The sequence below is a fragment of the Variovorax sp. P1_H2 genome, from assembly GCF_056405295.1.
This window is the reverse complement of sequence record NZ_JBFUCJ010000018.1, coordinates 1-13,579: the sequence shown is the minus strand read 5'-3', so window position 1 is coordinate 13,579 and position 13,579 is coordinate 1. Positions and strand designations below refer to the sequence as shown.

The following is a 13,579-nucleotide window of genomic DNA, read 5'->3' as shown; positions in this document are numbered from 1 at the left end:
GGAGCAAGCACCATGGGCACGAGCCACAACAAGACACTGAAGATCGCCAGCATCGCTGGCGACGGAATCGGCAAGGAGGTCATGCCCGAGGGCCATCGGGTGCTGGAGAAGGCCGCGAGCCGCTTCGGCTTCGACCTGCGATTCACGAACATCGAATGGGCGAGCTGCGACTACTACCTGCAGCACGGCAGCATGATGCCCGCGGACTGGAAGGCACAGCTCGAAGCTCAGGATGCGATCTATTTCGGCGCGGTCGGCTGGCCTGACACGGTCCCGGATCATGTGTCGCTGTGGGGTTCCTTGCTGAAGTTTCGCCGCGAGTTCGACCAGTACATCAATCTGCGCCCCGCGCGCCTGTTCGAAGGCGTGCCGTGTCCCTTGGCGGGGCGCAAGGCAGGTGACATCGACTTCTACATCGTGCGCGAAAACACCGAGGGTGAGTACACCAACCTCGGCGGAATCATGTACGAGGGTACCGAGCGGGAGATCGTGGTGCAGGAAACGGTGATGAGCCGATTCGGCACCGACCGCGTGCTCAAGTACGCCTATGAGCTCGCGCAGTCACGCCCTCGCAAGCACCTGACAGTGGCGACGAAGAGCAACGGGATCGCCATCAGCATGCCCTGGTGGGACGGTCGCGCCGACGCAGTGGGCCAGGGCTACCCCGATGTGAAGGTGGACAAGCAGCACATCGACATCCTCACTGCGCGTTTCGTGCTGCAGCCTCAGCGCTTCGATGTGGTGGTGGCGAGCAACCTGTTCGGGGACATCCTGTCCGACCTCGGACCGGCTTGCACCGGCACGATCGGTCTGGCGCCGTCGGCCAACCTGAACCCGGAGCGCAAGTTCCCGTCGCTGTTCGAGCCAGTACACGGTTCGGCGCCCGACATCTACGGAAAGGGGATCGCCAACCCGATAGCGATGATCTGGTCGGGCGCGCTGATGCTGGATTTCCTCGGTGAGCGCGAGGCGCACGACGCGATCCTCGCTGCCATCGAGCAGGTGCTCAAGGACGGACCTCGCACCGGCGATCTCGGCGGCAAGGCCAGCACACTGGAAATGGGAAAGGCCATCGCCGAACTCATATAGGGTTGCCGGGCCGCAACGTCCCGGACCCGACGTCGTCCGAACGCCATGAAGCGCGGGCGACCCGCCACAGCCAGCCGGCCAGCCCCGCCGACGCCCAGGCCACCAAGGCACGGCCAGCCAGCCCCTGCTGGTCCGCCAGGTACACGCTGCACAGCTGCCGCGGCGCTTCCTGGTACATCAGGCCCGCGGCCAGGGTCATCCAGAACCCGTTGAGGACGACGAACGCCTGCAGCACGGTTCCTGCGCAGGCCCAGGAAGCGCGCAGCAGCAGGCCCGCGGCGACCAGGCTCGCGACCTTGGCGACGGCCACGCCCGCGTGCAGCACGGCCAGGTCCAGTGCCGCAGGGACCATCCAGAACCCGGTCACGCACAGCGCGAACAGCAGGCCCGGCAGCCCGTTGGCGTTCCAGCGGGCGATGGCGCGGCTCAAGCTGTCTCCGGTCCGGGCGGCTGCGAGCCAGCCGAGCAGGAACAAGGCGGGCAGCTCGAGGCCCATGTGTCGCGCCATGGTCTGTTCGAGCCAGGGGTGCGCGGCCGCCGTGCCGGCCAGCAGCAAGCCCGGAGCGAGGTCGCGGAGATGGTTCCTCCACCGCCTCGCCATGCTCACGCGCCCCCGACGCTGCGCAGGTAGTCGGCCAGCGCGATGTCCGGGCGTTCGATGTCGTAGGCGCGGCTCAGGCGGCCGTCCTCGCCAATCAGGAACAGTGCCGCGTTGTGCGAATAGCCGCCCAATCCGTCCGGCAGCACGACGACACCGAACAGGTCCAGCATGGCCCGCAGTTGCGCCGGATCGGCGACGCCGGCAAAGCGCCAGACCGCGGGGTCGGCGTCCAGCCGCTGCGCATGCTCGGCCAGCACCTGAGGCGTGTCGTTGGCCGGATCGAAGCTGAGCGTGAGCAGCCTCACGCGATCGGCGAGCCCGCGCGCCCGGATCTCCCCCTGCAGCCAGGACTGCCCGGCAGCGCTGGTGAGGCACACGGACTGGCAGCGCACATAGGCCAGTGTGACGAAGGTGGCTTGCCGCGCCGGCCGGCCATAGTCGCTCAACGCCAGCCGCCTGCCGCTGGCGTCGACCAATCCGATCGTGGGCAGCGTGCGGGGCGCACTCGCGATCTCGGCGCGCCGGACGCCGTCCGACGTCACCGCGGCAAAGCCATGGGTCACGGCCGCGAACGCGGACAGCGCCGCGGCGGCCACCCCGGCCGTCGACGCCAGCGTGCGCCAGCCGCGCATCACGGCCGGGTCCCGCCGGCGGAGGCGACGAACTTCTCCAGTTCGGCGATGGCCGGCCAGGGCTGCGTGCGCTCGGCGCCGGCCTTGCGCGCGGCCTGAACGGCCGCCGCGTCCACCGCGGCACTGGCATTGCCCCATTCGGCGCGGATGAAGCTCAGCACCGCGGCCAGCTCGGCGTCGTTCAACTGTTCCCCGAAGGCGGGCATCGAGCCGTTGTAGGTTGCGCCGGTGACTTCGATGGGACCATTCAGCCCGTGCAGCACGATCTGGATCGGAATCTCAGCCGGTCCCTTGACCCACGACGAATTCGCCAGGGGCGGAAAGACACCCGGCAACCCCTGGCCGGCGGCCTGGTGGCAGGCCTGGCACTTGGCGACGAACAGCTGGCGGCCATCCACCGTGCTTCCCTCGGCCGGCGCCGTCCCTTGCGCCAGGGTGGCCGGCGCGCGCTGGTCGCCCAGTCCCGCAAGGCCATCGGGCCTGGCCAGCAGGATGTAGGCGACGGCCCAGACCACGAGCGCCAGCGCCAGGCTCAGCACCACGCGTGGCACCGGGTTGTACTGCTCGTGCGGATCGGCGTGCTCGCTGCTACGGCTTTGCTGGGGTTGCTTCATCGTTGTTCTTTCCTGCGGGGACTTCGGGTGGCGCGTCGGCCGCCGCCGGCGCTTCGAGCCCGCGGCGCGCCGGCAGCATGCGCGTGACGGCCTCCGCCTGGGCCGGCGTGAGCACGGGGTACTCGCGCTTCAGGCTCTGCAGGTAGGCCACGAGATCCAGCGCCGCCGGGGTGGCGACCACGGTCTTGCCGAGCGGCACGGTGCCGGGCGGCAGCGCCACGACGCGCTCGCTCTTCGCGGCGATGCCCTCGTCCTTCACCTCGAACAGGAAGGGATACGACGGCATGATGCTGCCCGGCACGTAGGCGCGCGGCTGGAACAGGTGGCCCAGGTGCCAGTCTGCGCTGGGCTGGCGGACGCCGATGTTGAAGAGGTCCGGCCCGGTGCGCATCGTCCCGAGCAGCGGCGGCTCGTCGTAGTGGTAGTCGCCGGCCACCGAGGCGCGGCCCCAGCCGCGGCGCGCGTCGGCGATGCCGGCGCCGGTGGTGCTGGGCTGCTGCGTGTGGCAGGCGATGCAGCCGTTGGCCATGTAGACCGCGCGGCCACGCAGCGCCTGGCTGGTGTAGGGCTTGAGGGCCGGCGGCGCCGGCTCGTCCTTGAGCTGGAGGAAGGGTACGACGATCATCGCGGCGGTGGCGAGCGAGAGCGTCACCATCGCGCCGCTGACCAGCTTGAGTTCGTTTTCCATGGTGTCAGACCGCCGAGGTGTGGAGTGCGATGCGGTCGGTCTGCGTGAACACGCCCGAGCGCGCGGTGATCAGCGCGACATGCCACGCGAACACCAGGTGGCCGAGCGTCATCAGCGCGCCGCCGATGGAGCGGCCCTGGAGCCAGGGCAGCGTGACCGCGACCGAGTCCATGAAGGGGCGCGCCGGATCGAGCAGGATCAGGCCCTGCAGGATGCCGCCGATGCTCAGCGTGATCATGTAGACCGCGAAGCCGGCGGCCACCAGCCAGAAGTGCAGGCTGATCAGGGCGGGCTTCGGCCAACGGGTGTCGAGGATGCGCGGCAGCGCGAAATACACGCCGCCGAAGATCACCATCGACACGAAGCCGTACATGCCCAGGTGCGCGTGCGCCACCGTGAAGTGCGTGAAGTGCGTGACCGCGTTGAGCGAGCGCAGCGCTTCCAGCGAGCCCTGCAGAGAGGCCAGCGTGTACATCACGGCGCCGAAGAAGATGAAGCGCAGCACGTGCGAATGCTTGAGCGCGCTGAAGTGGCCCTGCAGCGTCAGGTGCTGGTTGAGCGAGAAGGCCACCACCGGGATGATCATCATCACGCTCTGCACGATCGACAGCGTGATCAGCCACTCGGGGATCGGTCCGCCGATCAGGTGATGAGCGCCGACCTGGCCGTAGAAGAAGGCCAGGGTCCAGAAGCCGAGCAGCGACAGGTTGTACGAGCGCACCGGCCGGCCGATGACCTTGGGCAGGAAGTAGTAGACGCAGGCGATCGACAGCGGCGTGTAGAACAGGCCCAGCACGTTGTGGCCGAACCACCAATTCATCGTCGCCTGTTCGACCCCGAAGTGCACACCGGGGATCTTGGCCACGATGTAGAGCGTCGGGAACCAGAACAGCGCCGCGCCCATGTACCAGACCGACACGTACAGGTGGTGGACCTGGCGCCGCTGCAGCATCAGCGCCATCGGCAAGCCGATCAGCATGCCGCCGACCGCGAACAGGCCGCCGATCTGCCAGGGGATCTCCAGCCACTCCATGCCGGCGCTCAGGCCGATGGCGATCGCGCCCAGCCCGGCGATCAGGCCCGCGTTCCAGAGCACGGCGCCGACGATGACCAGGCGCCCGCCCATCAGCTGGGTCTTGAGCAGGCGCGGCAGCATCCAGACCGCCAGGCCGAGCAGGCCCAGCGGCGCCCATCCGTAGGCGACTGCATTGAGGTGCAGCGTGCGCAGGCGGCCGAGCGTGAGCCAGGCCTGCTCGGTCAGCAGGTCCGGCCAGTGCAGCTTGAGCGAGCTCAGCAGGCCGGCGGCCGAAGCCACCAGCAGCCAGACCACGGCCGAGCCGATGAGCACGAAGGCCGGGAACGCGCTGGAGCGGTCGGCCGCCTCGCGCACCGCCGCCTCGCTGGGCGCCATGCCCCGGGCCGGCGAGGTCTGGCCCGCGGTCACGGCCGCCAGCCGGCGCTGCTGCTCCGCGCTGGCCGAGGGCTCCTCGGGATGGCCGATCTCGCCGGCCGAGAAGATGGTTCGCGCGCCGGTCGATTCGGCATCGAACAGGCCCTTGCGCAGCGACCAGATGAATGCGAACAGGCCGGTGATCGACAGCAGGAAGGTGGCCAGCAGCAAGGCGGTGGGATTCATGTGCTCTTTCTGTCTTCCCGAGGGTCAGGCGCTGGGCCGGGGAAGAACGTGGCCATGATCCTAGGCCGCATGGATCAGATCGAGAATCACCAGTTACGCCATCAAAAAGCAGATCAGATAGCGATCTGCTCTTCCCCGCTTCATCGAAATCTGGCCGACAAGCTCACATTCATATGCTTCACTACAATTTACGAAATTCCATATCAGCGCACGCCGTGGCTAGCCTGTCGCGAGCTGCATTCGAGAGGCATTGATGAAGCTCTATGAAGCGCTGGCCGCCGACATCGAGGCGTCGATCCGCACCGGCGTGCTGCACCCCGGCGACCGCCTCGCGTCCGTGCGCCACACCACCCAGAGCCGCGGCGTCAGCGCGTCCACGGTGTTCCAGGCCTACTACCTGCTGGAAGCCCGCGGCCTGATCCGGGCCAGGGAGCGATCGGGGTACTACGTCGCGGCCGGCGTCCGGCAGGTTCCGCCCGAGCTGGACCTGACCTCGCAGCCCAAGGACGAATCGATCGCGGTCGACGTCAGCGAGCAGGTGTTCGAGATCCTCGAATCCAGCATGACGCGCGATGTGGTTCCCTTCGGCTCGGCGTTTCCGAGCCCGTTGCTGTTCCCCCTCGGGCGGCTCGGCCAGGCCATGGCCTCGAGCGCCCAGTCGCTGGACCCCTGGAGCACGGTGGACGACCTGAGTCCGGGCAACGAGGCCCTGCGCCGCCAGATCGCGCTGCGCTATCTCGCCGACGGCATGCCCGTGCACACGGACGAGATCGTCATCACCAACGGCGCGCTCGAAGCCCTGAACCTGTGCCTGTCCGCCGTGACCCGTCCCGGCGATTCGGTGGTCGTCGAATCGCCCACCTTCTATGCGGCGCTGCAGGCGCTCGAGCGCATGGGGCTGCAAGCCATCGAGGTGCCGACCCACCCCCGCGAAGGCATCGACCTCGCGGCCCTGGAGCATGCGATCTCGCGCCACAAGCCGAAGGCGTGCTGGCTCATGACGACCTTCCAGAACCCGCTCGGGAGCTCGATGCCGGAGGCCAAGAAGAAGGCGCTGGTGGCGCTTCTCGCGCGCCACCAGCTGCCGCTCATCGAGGACGATGTGTATGCCGAACTCTATTTCGGCGACAAGCGTCCGGCGCCCGCGAAAGCCTTCGACACGCAGGGCCTGGTCATGCACTGCTCCTCGTTCTCGAAATGCCTGGCGCCCGGCTACCGCATCGGCTGGGCGGCGCCCGGGCGCTTCGTGAAGTCCGTCGCGCGCCAGAAGCTGACGACCACGCTGAGCGCCTCCGCGCCGGCGCAACGCGCGATGGCGCTCTACCTGGAACGCGGCGGCTTCGACAAGCACCTGCGCAAGCTGCGCCAGACGCTGGCGGCCCAGCAGGCCACCTTCGCCGAAGCCGTCGGACACCATTTCCCGAGCGGCACGCGGGCGACCCGGCCCGCGGGCGGCTACTTCCTGTGGGTCGAGCTCCCCGAGGGCATCGATGCGCTGAAGATCCATCGCCATGCGCTGTCCCTCGGCATCAGCGTGGCACCGGGACCGATCTTCTCCGCCAGCCGCGCGTTCACGAACTGCCTGCGGCTGAACTACGGCCACACCTGGGATGCGCGCAGCGAACAGGCCCTGGCGAGCCTGGGGAGACTGGTTTCGTCGCTGTAGTCTTAGCCGACAGCGCGCCCTACTTCTCGGCCTGCACGAAATAGGTCTGGATCGGCTCCGCCTTGCCCTTGACCAGGGCCGGCGGCATGGGGCGCAGGCGAAACTGATCGTCGACCGCGCGACGGATTTCCTCCGTGATCAGCAGATCGACTTCGTACTTGCCGGTCAGCGATTCGACCCGGGAGGCCACGTTGATCGGATCGCCGGTCACGCTGAACTTCGAAAGGCCCGCGGTCCCGATCACGCCTGCCACCACTTCCCCGCCGTGAATGCCGATGCCGAAGCGAAGTTCAGGCAGGCCCTTCTGACGCAAGGTGTCGTTGTAGCGCGCCAGTTCCGAGCGCATGTCCAGTGCGGCGAGTACGGCGTCCCGCGCCTGCCAGGGGCTGGATTCCGAACGCATGGCCAACGGACCGTTCCGCTGGGTGCTCGCGCTCGCGATCGGGCCAGACTGCGAATTCTGCCGTAACGCCGCGCCGGCCGTTCTCTCAGTCGAATCGAAGGTGATCGATGCCCAACAGCAGAAAGCTGGCAGGGCGTCCTTCACGGCGGCTGCCGTCGTCGCTGACGACGATGATTCCTGGTCCTGCGTCGACGACGGCTGGACACACTCCCTCTGCGCGCGCGAGGCCTGGCAGACCGGGAATGGTGACGCGACGCGCAGAGCCGTGCGGCTGGCCGTTCCAGAGCCAGAGTGAGAACTCGCCGCCTTCGCGCGACATCGRCCCGCTGACCACCAGGTACGCACCGAGCGAAGGCATGTAGGAAAGACCGCGGATGCCATGGCCGCCCAGATCCAGTTCGCTGAGGTCGGCGGCCAGCCGAGGCGGCTCGTCGTCATCGAAGAGCGCAGCCGGATTTTCAACGCTGGCGATGATCGCGCGACCTTCGTGCAGCGGGCTTCGAAAGCCGATCAGCAGCCGCTGCTGGTCCGGGCACATCTCCAACGCCTCGATATTGAGCCCTCCGGCGTCCTTGACGTCCCGGATCTCGGCAGCCGAGGCCAGCAACGGATATGCCATCGTCAAGGCGCGCTTCAGTCCGTGCACGACCTTGGGCTCGACCACGCGATGGCCGTCGACTCGGAAGCGAACCAGCCGTTCGCGCGACTTCTTCTCGTTGCCATCGTCGTCACGAGAATGCGAGGTGATGGCGTACACGAATCCCGATCGGTCCAGCGCGAGTCCTTCAAGATCGTCGAGCTTCCAGAAGTCGCTGAAGATTTGAAACAGCCCGGCAGTCAGGGGTGCACTGCCAACGCTTCCGTCAGCGCCCATCGTGACCAAACTGAAGGGGTGGTCCTTTTCATCCTCAACCACAAGAAAGCGCCCGTCCGGCAACTGCTGGATCGCGGACGGCTCATAGATGCCGGCCAAGGGCCGGAAGGCAGGAAGAGTCTGCGGCACTCGGGCATTGTGGATTTCCATGGCCTGCCTTCGGTCCGCTGCTTCACCCTTCGACCAGCGTCGCGAGAAGCGGTGCAATCCCAGTCAGCGGCACGACGCTGTGCGGACGTTGGTGGTTCATCGCGTGCAGCGGGCACGCGGGCGCCGCGGCGTCCTGCACGACCGCCACGCCGTCGGCCTCCTCGATCGCGCTCATGCCCAGCGTGCCCTCGCCCTCACTGCCTGCGAGCAGTACCCCGATCACACGCTGGCCGCAGGTCGCGGCAGCAGAGCTGAACAGGCGGTCGATGGGGCGCATGCCCGTCGACGTCGTGTCCCGATCATCCAGCCCCATCACGCCCTCCGGCCGGATGACGAGGCCCTTGCCCGCCGGCGGCAGATAGACATGGCCGACCCGGGCGAAGCGACCTTCGCACGCATAGCTCACCGGCATGGACGAATAGCCATCCATGATGCGGACCAGCGTCTGGACACTCTGCGAATGGGTGCGCAGCGCCACGAGGATGGCCGCGTGGAAAATGATCGGCAGCGAATTCAGGAGTGTCGACAAGGTGGGCAGTGCCCCCTCGACCGCACCGATCACGACCAGGTCGCGCCGCGGGTTCACGGTCGACCTCGCCGCAGGACGTCATCCTTTCGATCCAGGCGAGGAGGCGCGGCGTCGCCGGCGCTCTCGCTCTTGCCCATCTCTGCCTGCTCGGATTTCATGGCGATCCTCCTTCTTGATAAGGTCGAAAGCCTGATGGCGAACCGAACGTTCACGCCAGCATCGGCCGTCGTTCCGCTGACTGGCTTTGAAGGTATGCCACGGATGAAGCATTCGTGCCATCAGTCTTCGGGCCGTGCGCCTGTAGGCGGCGGCGTCGTTCAATCTCACAAACAACTTCGCCGATGCCTCGAATCCGTATAGTTGCGCTTCCACAGTGGGCTTGCAGGCACTTTGGCCTGCCTATCATGGTGAAGGCGCATGGCTCGCATCGCCAAGCCAGCGCCGGAAGCATAGCCACGAAAGGAGCCACCTGTACCCCTACCTCAGAACAGCCATGCGTGCCGCCGCCGTTGCGGTGGCGGGCCTCGCTTTCGTCGGTTGCACGACGACCATGAAGGGCGAGAGCGCGAGCAGCACGTCTTCGCGTGCGTCGATCGAAGCCCAGGTCAATGAGACGCTCTCGAAGCTCTACACCAATGTTGCGGGCTCGCGCGAGTTGGTGGCCAAATCCAAGGGTGTGCTGGTGTTTCCGGCCGTGGTCGACGCGAGCTTCTTTGTCGGCGCTCAATACGGTCGCGGTGCGCTCCGCGTGAGCCGACGCACCGAGGCTTATTACAGCACCACCGCGGGGTCGCTCGGTTTCCAGGCGGGCGCGCAGTCGAAGGCGGTCATCTACCTGTTCACCACGCAGCAAGCACTGGATAAGTTCCGCAGCAGCCAGGGCTGGACGGTCGGCGCGGACGCCACGGTGGCGCTCGCAACCATCGGCGCCAACGGAAACATCGACACCAACACTGCTCAGCAGCCTGTGGTGGGTTTCGTGCTCACCAACGTCGGGCTGGAAGCCGGTATATCGCTGCAAGGCGCGAAGATCGATCGGATTCAACTTTGAACTGAGCGCGACTCGTGGGGTCCCGGGACTCCACCAGTCGTGCTGCCGGCCCGGCAGGCCACCTTTGCCGAGGCGGTCGGACGGCCACACCCGGGATGCGCGCAGCGAACAGGCCCTGTCGAGCCTGGGAAGACTGGTTTCGTCGCTGTAGTGAAAGCCGCGCGAACCTTCTTCAGGCAACAACTCAACCCCAGACATTTCCCCCGCCAGTTTCCGAACCGACGGGGTTCGCGCAAGCGCCGCACCGCGGTGAAATGGCCGGTTGCTGCATGTGCCGACCGCTTCCTGTGTTCGGCCACGCGCAAGGTCGCTCAGGGCTTTGCTCTGAGCAAAAAGGCGAGCCCCGAAGGTGCGACTAACACCAACGAGGCTCTAACCACAACGTGCAACCCTTAGAAAGAAACGCACATCATGGCTACCTCGAATGATAGTGACCTCCCCGGCATCGCCATTTCCGTCCACGGCGGACCGGTGCAGCTCATCGTGAACATCGGCAATGCGCCGGCGCGTCGTGCCGCGCACGACGCGGCCGGCTCGAACGGCCACCGGCCGTTGGCCTCTCGGCGCGGCCTCTTCTGTGTCCCGCCAGGGCGGCGCCTCGCTGCCGTGCTCGATCGCGGCTTGCCGCCCGCTGCGGCCTCTGCGGGCGAAGCGCCACGTGGCGCATTCTTCGCCACGCGCTCGCCCTTCGACGTGTTCACCGAACTGGCGAGGGTGGTGCGTGCGGCCCGGCGCGAGGTCCTGATCGTCGACCCCTATGTGAACGCCACCGCGCTGACGGACATCGCCATCGCCGCACAGGAAGGCGTGCACATCCTCATCCTGGGCGACCGCGCCGGGACCAAGGCCAGCCTCGCGCCGGCGGCCAGTCGCTGGCAGGCGCAGTACAAGGCATCGCGCCCCCTGGAAGTCCGCCTCGCACGCGACAAGTCCCTGCACGATCGCCTGCTGTTGATCGACCGCACGGAGGTCTGGAACCTGTCTCAATCGATCGCGGACTTCGCCAAGAAATCGCCGGCGTCGATCGAGCGAAGCGGCGCGGCGATCGAGAAGGAGAAGGCGGTGGCGTACCTGGGCTTGTGGTCCTGCGCCACGCCGCTTGCCTGAGGGGCCAGCATGAGCAGGCCACCGGACGGTGGCCTGCGCTTCGTCCAACATCATTGAGTTTCCGGTAGCCGTGACTCCCAGACAGACTCACAGGTCGCCCAGATGCGCCCCGTCCACCGGTCTGCGCATCCATTTCATGATGTCCGCGCCCAACGCGTAGGTCACGTTGCCGACCATGCTGCATGTGCTCTTCGGAAACCCGAAGTACATGAACATCTGGCGTTGCGCGGTGAACTTCGCAGCCGGCATGCCAGGGCGGTCGAGAACACCGTGAATCTGCACGATCTTGGGGCCGCCATACATTCCTCCGGCGTTCGCCAAGATGTCCGTGATCTCGATCTTCAGAAGCGCGGCCGATTCGGTGCCCGGACCCCGCGTGGGATGCAAGTATTCATACGGCGCTTCCAACTGATCTTCCACCGCCTGGCGCAGCGAATCGGGTACGCCGCAGTTGTCATCGGCCTTCGACAACTGAAGGCCCTTGCTCGTGGTGCCGTATGCAACCGGTGGCATCACCACCGTGTTGTGTGCGGTGGCTGCCGGCGGTTGCGGCTCGGGCGCAGCAGGCTGGCGAGTGCCGCAAGCGGCCAGGAGTGAGGTCACTGCAATCGCGACGAACGCATTGCGCACGGGTTGTCTTACTGTCATCGGTACTCGAAGTTGAGGTAGATCAGGAATTGGGGCGCGGGACGCACCCCAACAATCGCTTCAGCGCGTCGGGCGCGCACAGTTGGGCGCATCGTGAGTGTCGACTGGCGCGCCCTCGATCGTGGTGATCGAAAGCGCGCAGGTGGGGCCGACGCCAGAGAGTCGGACAACGTACTTCGCACCAACGACAGGCGTCATCGTCTTCGCAGCCCACGGGCAACTGCCACCCGGGAAGACGAGGTTTGTCTTGCTCAGGTAGTCGAAGCCGGTCGTGGAATAGCGAACCCACTGGCCCGCGATCAGGATGGGCTTGCCGGCTGGTGCCGTGATCTTCCAAGGGCCGGGGGCATCGGCGCGGCGCAGATAGGAATCCATCGTCTGGAGGTACGCGACGCGCTCCGCGCCAAGGCAGTCGTCATCGACGGCGGCATTGATCTTGGCCTTGAACTGCGTGCTCGTGCCGAATCGGGATTCGAGGAAGAACTCGGGGTCGCCGGGTTGCGCGACGTGGTTGTATTCCGGCTTCGGATAACCAGCTCCGTCGTAGGCACAGCCGACGAGCATGCAGGCAGCGGCAACCGCCCCAAGAAATTTCAGCAGTGACATGGGTTCTCTTGAGTGCAGGATCGAGAATGAGCCAAGGCCACAGGTGGTCACGGCGCTATTGCTTTGACAATCTTGGCCATTTGACAAACGCAAAAACCCACACGGCAATTAGATTTATCAATGGGATGACGCTCAGGAGCGCCCACCAACGGGAAAAACCTGCTTTCGAAATGACACAAGATGAAAAGAAAACCACGATGACAAAGAGTACTGTGGTTATGGGCAATCCAAGAGTCAACAAAACACTTGAAAACCAAGATTTATAAAATGTGATTAACAATTGATAGATCGAAGACATGGTTAATTCGAGGGCGTAACTGTCTTGGTCTTCGATGCGGGCCATTTTCTGAGTGCAAGAATGCCTGCGATGATAAGTAGCCCAGGCGTTGATAGTATCGCGAGAAGCGACCAAGCCGGATTAAAGCCGGCACGCTCGAATATTCTCCACAACGGAAATATGAAAAGCAAACAAATTAATAAAGTTAGAAGGCTCATAGATCTTTCGTTGACGAGAAGCGGCTGCAACGGGACTGCATCGTATTGCATTATAGAACACTGATTTCAAATCCCAGCCCTTGCAACCGTTTCTGCATGACCAACTCGCTTCCTGGTGCTACTTGAAGCAGAGTTTGAAATACAGTTGGAGATCGGCCCATTACTGCAAGATCAGAGAAGTTAATCCCTGATCTCCCTGCCCCAGAGAAACTGGCCTGTGTGATAGTCCAACTCGAAGTAGTACATGCCTGCGTGCTGTACCCACGCCTTCACACCATATTCCCCCTTCCTGCCATCAACCGGATTGAGGTAGGGTCCACTGACGTCAAGAAATGACGTCGGCGACTCGGCAGACTCGGGGTTCTTCGGCCCGGTGAGTTGCCATGGAACGGATAGGCGCACACGTTCCTTTGCCGTTGCGTCGAGCAGCAGGCAATTGTCTGGTTTCCCTACCTCCTCAAAGCAAATGAACCCGGAGGAATCAGGAAGGGCCGAAATGGATAGCGTCGGCTTCCCGTCCTTGACTTCGATGTCCAACTCACGTGCATCCTCATTGCACAGCCAAATCAACTTGACTAGGGGGCTTGGCACTTTGCCTTCCAYCAACGAGACCTTCTGGTCGATTGGCAGGTCATCGTAAAAACTCAAGCCGTCCGCGAAATGCCTCTTTAGTCTTGTCACAATCACATCAATTTCCTTTCCCCAACCACATTGAATATGGTCGCCCTGTCGCCCGGCGGAATCACGAAATGCAATTGGTTTCCGCCTCCAGTCGCAGAGCCTTGTGGAC

At 65.2% G+C, this 13,579-nt stretch carries 16 protein-coding genes; 5 read left to right on the top strand and 11 right to left on the bottom strand.

The genetic code is table 11. The features are described from left to right. Positions 1-12 precede the first annotated feature (12 nt). Positions 13-1,089: a tartrate dehydrogenase gene (locus AC1D2E_RS08975; protein ID WP_478197076.1), complete on the top strand. Its 1,077-nt coding sequence runs from the start codon at positions 13-15 to the stop codon at positions 1,087-1,089. Here AC1D2E_RS08975 and AC1D2E_RS08970 read toward each other — a convergent pair. The 5 genes from AC1D2E_RS08970 to AC1D2E_RS08950 are packed head-to-tail and all read right to left on the bottom strand — an operon-like array spanning position 1,082 to position 5,260. After that, complete coding sequence (locus AC1D2E_RS08970; protein ID WP_478197075.1) at positions 1,082-1,690, bottom strand: hypothetical protein; 609 nt, start codon at positions 1,688-1,690, stop codon at positions 1,082-1,084. The genes AC1D2E_RS08975 and AC1D2E_RS08970 overlap by 8 nt on opposite strands. 2 nt (positions 1,691-1,692) lie before the next feature. Further along, a complete protein-coding gene (locus tag AC1D2E_RS08965; RefSeq protein WP_478197140.1) occupies positions 1,693-2,322 on the bottom strand; it encodes an SCO family protein in 630 nt (209 codons plus the stop codon). After that, positions 2,322-2,936 carry a c-type cytochrome gene (locus AC1D2E_RS08960; protein WP_478197074.1) on the bottom strand — a complete coding sequence of 205 codons (615 nt, stop codon included), beginning with the start codon at positions 2,934-2,936 and terminating at the stop codon, positions 2,322-2,324. The genes AC1D2E_RS08965 and AC1D2E_RS08960 overlap by 1 nt, the downstream gene beginning before the upstream one ends. After that, entirely contained in the window at positions 2,911-3,624 is a 714-nt protein-coding gene (locus tag AC1D2E_RS08955; RefSeq protein ID WP_478197073.1) for a cbb3-type cytochrome c oxidase subunit II, read from the bottom strand. Before AC1D2E_RS08955 ends, AC1D2E_RS08960 begins: the two co-directional genes overlap by 26 nt. Before the next feature lie 4 nt (positions 3,625-3,628). Continuing rightward, positions 3,629-5,260 (bottom strand): cbb3-type cytochrome c oxidase subunit I, encoded by a 1,632-nt coding sequence (locus tag AC1D2E_RS08950; RefSeq protein WP_478197072.1) that lies wholly within the window; start codon positions 5,258-5,260, stop codon positions 3,629-3,631. A 253-nt stretch (positions 5,261-5,513) separates the two neighbouring features. Here AC1D2E_RS08950 and AC1D2E_RS08945 point away from each other — a divergent pair, with 253 nt between their 5' ends. Then, positions 5,514-6,926, top strand: coding sequence for an aminotransferase-like domain-containing protein (locus AC1D2E_RS08945; protein ID WP_478197071.1), 1,413 nt, complete (start codon positions 5,514-5,516; stop codon positions 6,924-6,926). Between the two features lie 19 nt (positions 6,927-6,945). Here AC1D2E_RS08945 and AC1D2E_RS08940 read toward each other — a convergent pair whose 3' ends face one another. From AC1D2E_RS08940 to AC1D2E_RS08930, 3 genes are read right to left on the bottom strand one after another with little or no spacing between them, the layout of a single operon-like run. Next, positions 6,946-7,473, bottom strand: coding sequence for an adenylate/guanylate cyclase domain-containing protein (locus AC1D2E_RS08940; protein WP_478197070.1), 528 nt, complete (start codon positions 7,471-7,473; stop codon positions 6,946-6,948). Beyond that, positions 7,415-8,353: a DUF3616 domain-containing protein gene (locus tag AC1D2E_RS08935; protein WP_478197069.1), complete on the bottom strand. Its 939-nt coding sequence runs from the start codon at positions 8,351-8,353 to the stop codon at positions 7,415-7,417. Before AC1D2E_RS08935 ends, AC1D2E_RS08940 begins: the two co-directional genes overlap by 59 nt. Positions 8,354-8,375: 22 nt before the next feature. Further along, a complete protein-coding gene (locus AC1D2E_RS08930) occupies positions 8,376-8,939 on the bottom strand; it encodes a chemotaxis protein CheB (RefSeq protein ID WP_478197068.1) in 564 nt (187 codons plus the stop codon). Between the two features lie 436 nt (positions 8,940-9,375). Between AC1D2E_RS08930 and AC1D2E_RS08925 the strand changes: the two genes are divergently transcribed. Both AC1D2E_RS08925 and AC1D2E_RS08920 read left to right on the top strand, forming a co-directional pair. Further along, positions 9,376-9,933 carry a BPSL1445 family SYLF domain-containing lipoprotein gene (locus tag AC1D2E_RS08925; RefSeq protein ID WP_478197067.1) on the top strand — a complete coding sequence of 186 codons (558 nt, stop codon included), beginning with the start codon at positions 9,376-9,378 and terminating at the stop codon, positions 9,931-9,933. A gap of 411 nt (positions 9,934-10,344) precedes the next feature. Continuing rightward, on the top strand, positions 10,345-11,040 hold the full coding sequence (locus tag AC1D2E_RS08920; protein WP_478197066.1) for a hypothetical protein: 696 nt from the start codon (positions 10,345-10,347) through the stop codon (positions 11,038-11,040). A gap of 87 nt (positions 11,041-11,127) precedes the next feature. Here AC1D2E_RS08920 and AC1D2E_RS08915 read toward each other — a convergent pair whose 3' ends face one another. Further along, entirely contained in the window at positions 11,128-11,670 is a 543-nt protein-coding gene (locus AC1D2E_RS08915) for a hypothetical protein (RefSeq protein ID WP_478197065.1), read from the bottom strand. 78 nt (positions 11,671-11,748) lie between these two features. Beyond that, positions 11,749-12,294 carry a hypothetical protein gene (locus AC1D2E_RS08910; RefSeq protein ID WP_478197064.1) on the bottom strand — a complete coding sequence of 182 codons (546 nt, stop codon included), beginning with the start codon at positions 12,292-12,294 and terminating at the stop codon, positions 11,749-11,751. 26 nt (positions 12,295-12,320) lie between these two features. On the opposite strand from AC1D2E_RS08910, the gene AC1D2E_RS08905 reads away from it, so the two are divergent. Further along, positions 12,321-12,560 (top strand): hypothetical protein, encoded by a 240-nt coding sequence (locus tag AC1D2E_RS08905; RefSeq protein ID WP_478197063.1) that lies wholly within the window; start codon positions 12,321-12,323, stop codon positions 12,558-12,560. 409 nt (positions 12,561-12,969) lie between these two features. Here the strand turns inward: AC1D2E_RS08905 and AC1D2E_RS08900 are convergent. Then, a partial coding sequence (locus AC1D2E_RS08900) for a hypothetical protein (RefSeq protein ID WP_478197062.1) occupies positions 12,970-13,579 on the bottom strand: 610 nt, incomplete at its 5' end.

Coding starts and splice junctions, on each gene's coding strand:
- AC1D2E_RS08945 (WP_478197071.1), top strand. CDS start 5,514: ATGAAGCTCTATGAAGCGCTGGCCGCCGACATCGAGGCGTCGATCCGC.
- AC1D2E_RS08925 (WP_478197067.1), top strand. CDS start 9,376: ATGCGTGCCGCCGCCGTTGCGGTGGCGGGCCTCGCTTTCGTCGGTTGC.
- AC1D2E_RS08950 (WP_478197072.1), bottom strand. CDS start 5,260: ATGAATCCCACCGCCTTGCTGCTGGCCACCTTCCTGCTGTCGATCACC.
- AC1D2E_RS08955 (WP_478197073.1), bottom strand. CDS start 3,624: ATGGAAAACGAACTCAAGCTGGTCAGCGGCGCGATGGTGACGCTCTCG.
- AC1D2E_RS08965 (WP_478197140.1), bottom strand. CDS start 2,322: ATGCGCGGCTGGCGCACGCTGGCGTCGACGGCCGGGGTGGCCGCCGCG.
- AC1D2E_RS08920 (WP_478197066.1), top strand. CDS start 10,345: ATGGCTACCTCGAATGATAGTGACCTCCCCGGCATCGCCATTTCCGTC.
- AC1D2E_RS08970 (WP_478197075.1), bottom strand. CDS start 1,690: ATGGCGAGGCGGTGGAGGAACCATCTCCGCGACCTCGCTCCGGGCTTG.
- AC1D2E_RS08910 (WP_478197064.1), bottom strand. CDS start 12,294: ATGTCACTGCTGAAATTTCTTGGGGCGGTTGCCGCTGCCTGCATGCTC.
- AC1D2E_RS08975 (WP_478197076.1), top strand. CDS start 13: ATGGGCACGAGCCACAACAAGACACTGAAGATCGCCAGCATCGCTGGC.
- AC1D2E_RS08960 (WP_478197074.1), bottom strand. CDS start 2,936: ATGAAGCAACCCCAGCAAAGCCGTAGCAGCGAGCACGCCGATCCGCAC.
- AC1D2E_RS08905 (WP_478197063.1), top strand. CDS start 12,321: ATGAGCCAAGGCCACAGGTGGTCACGGCGCTATTGCTTTGACAATCTT.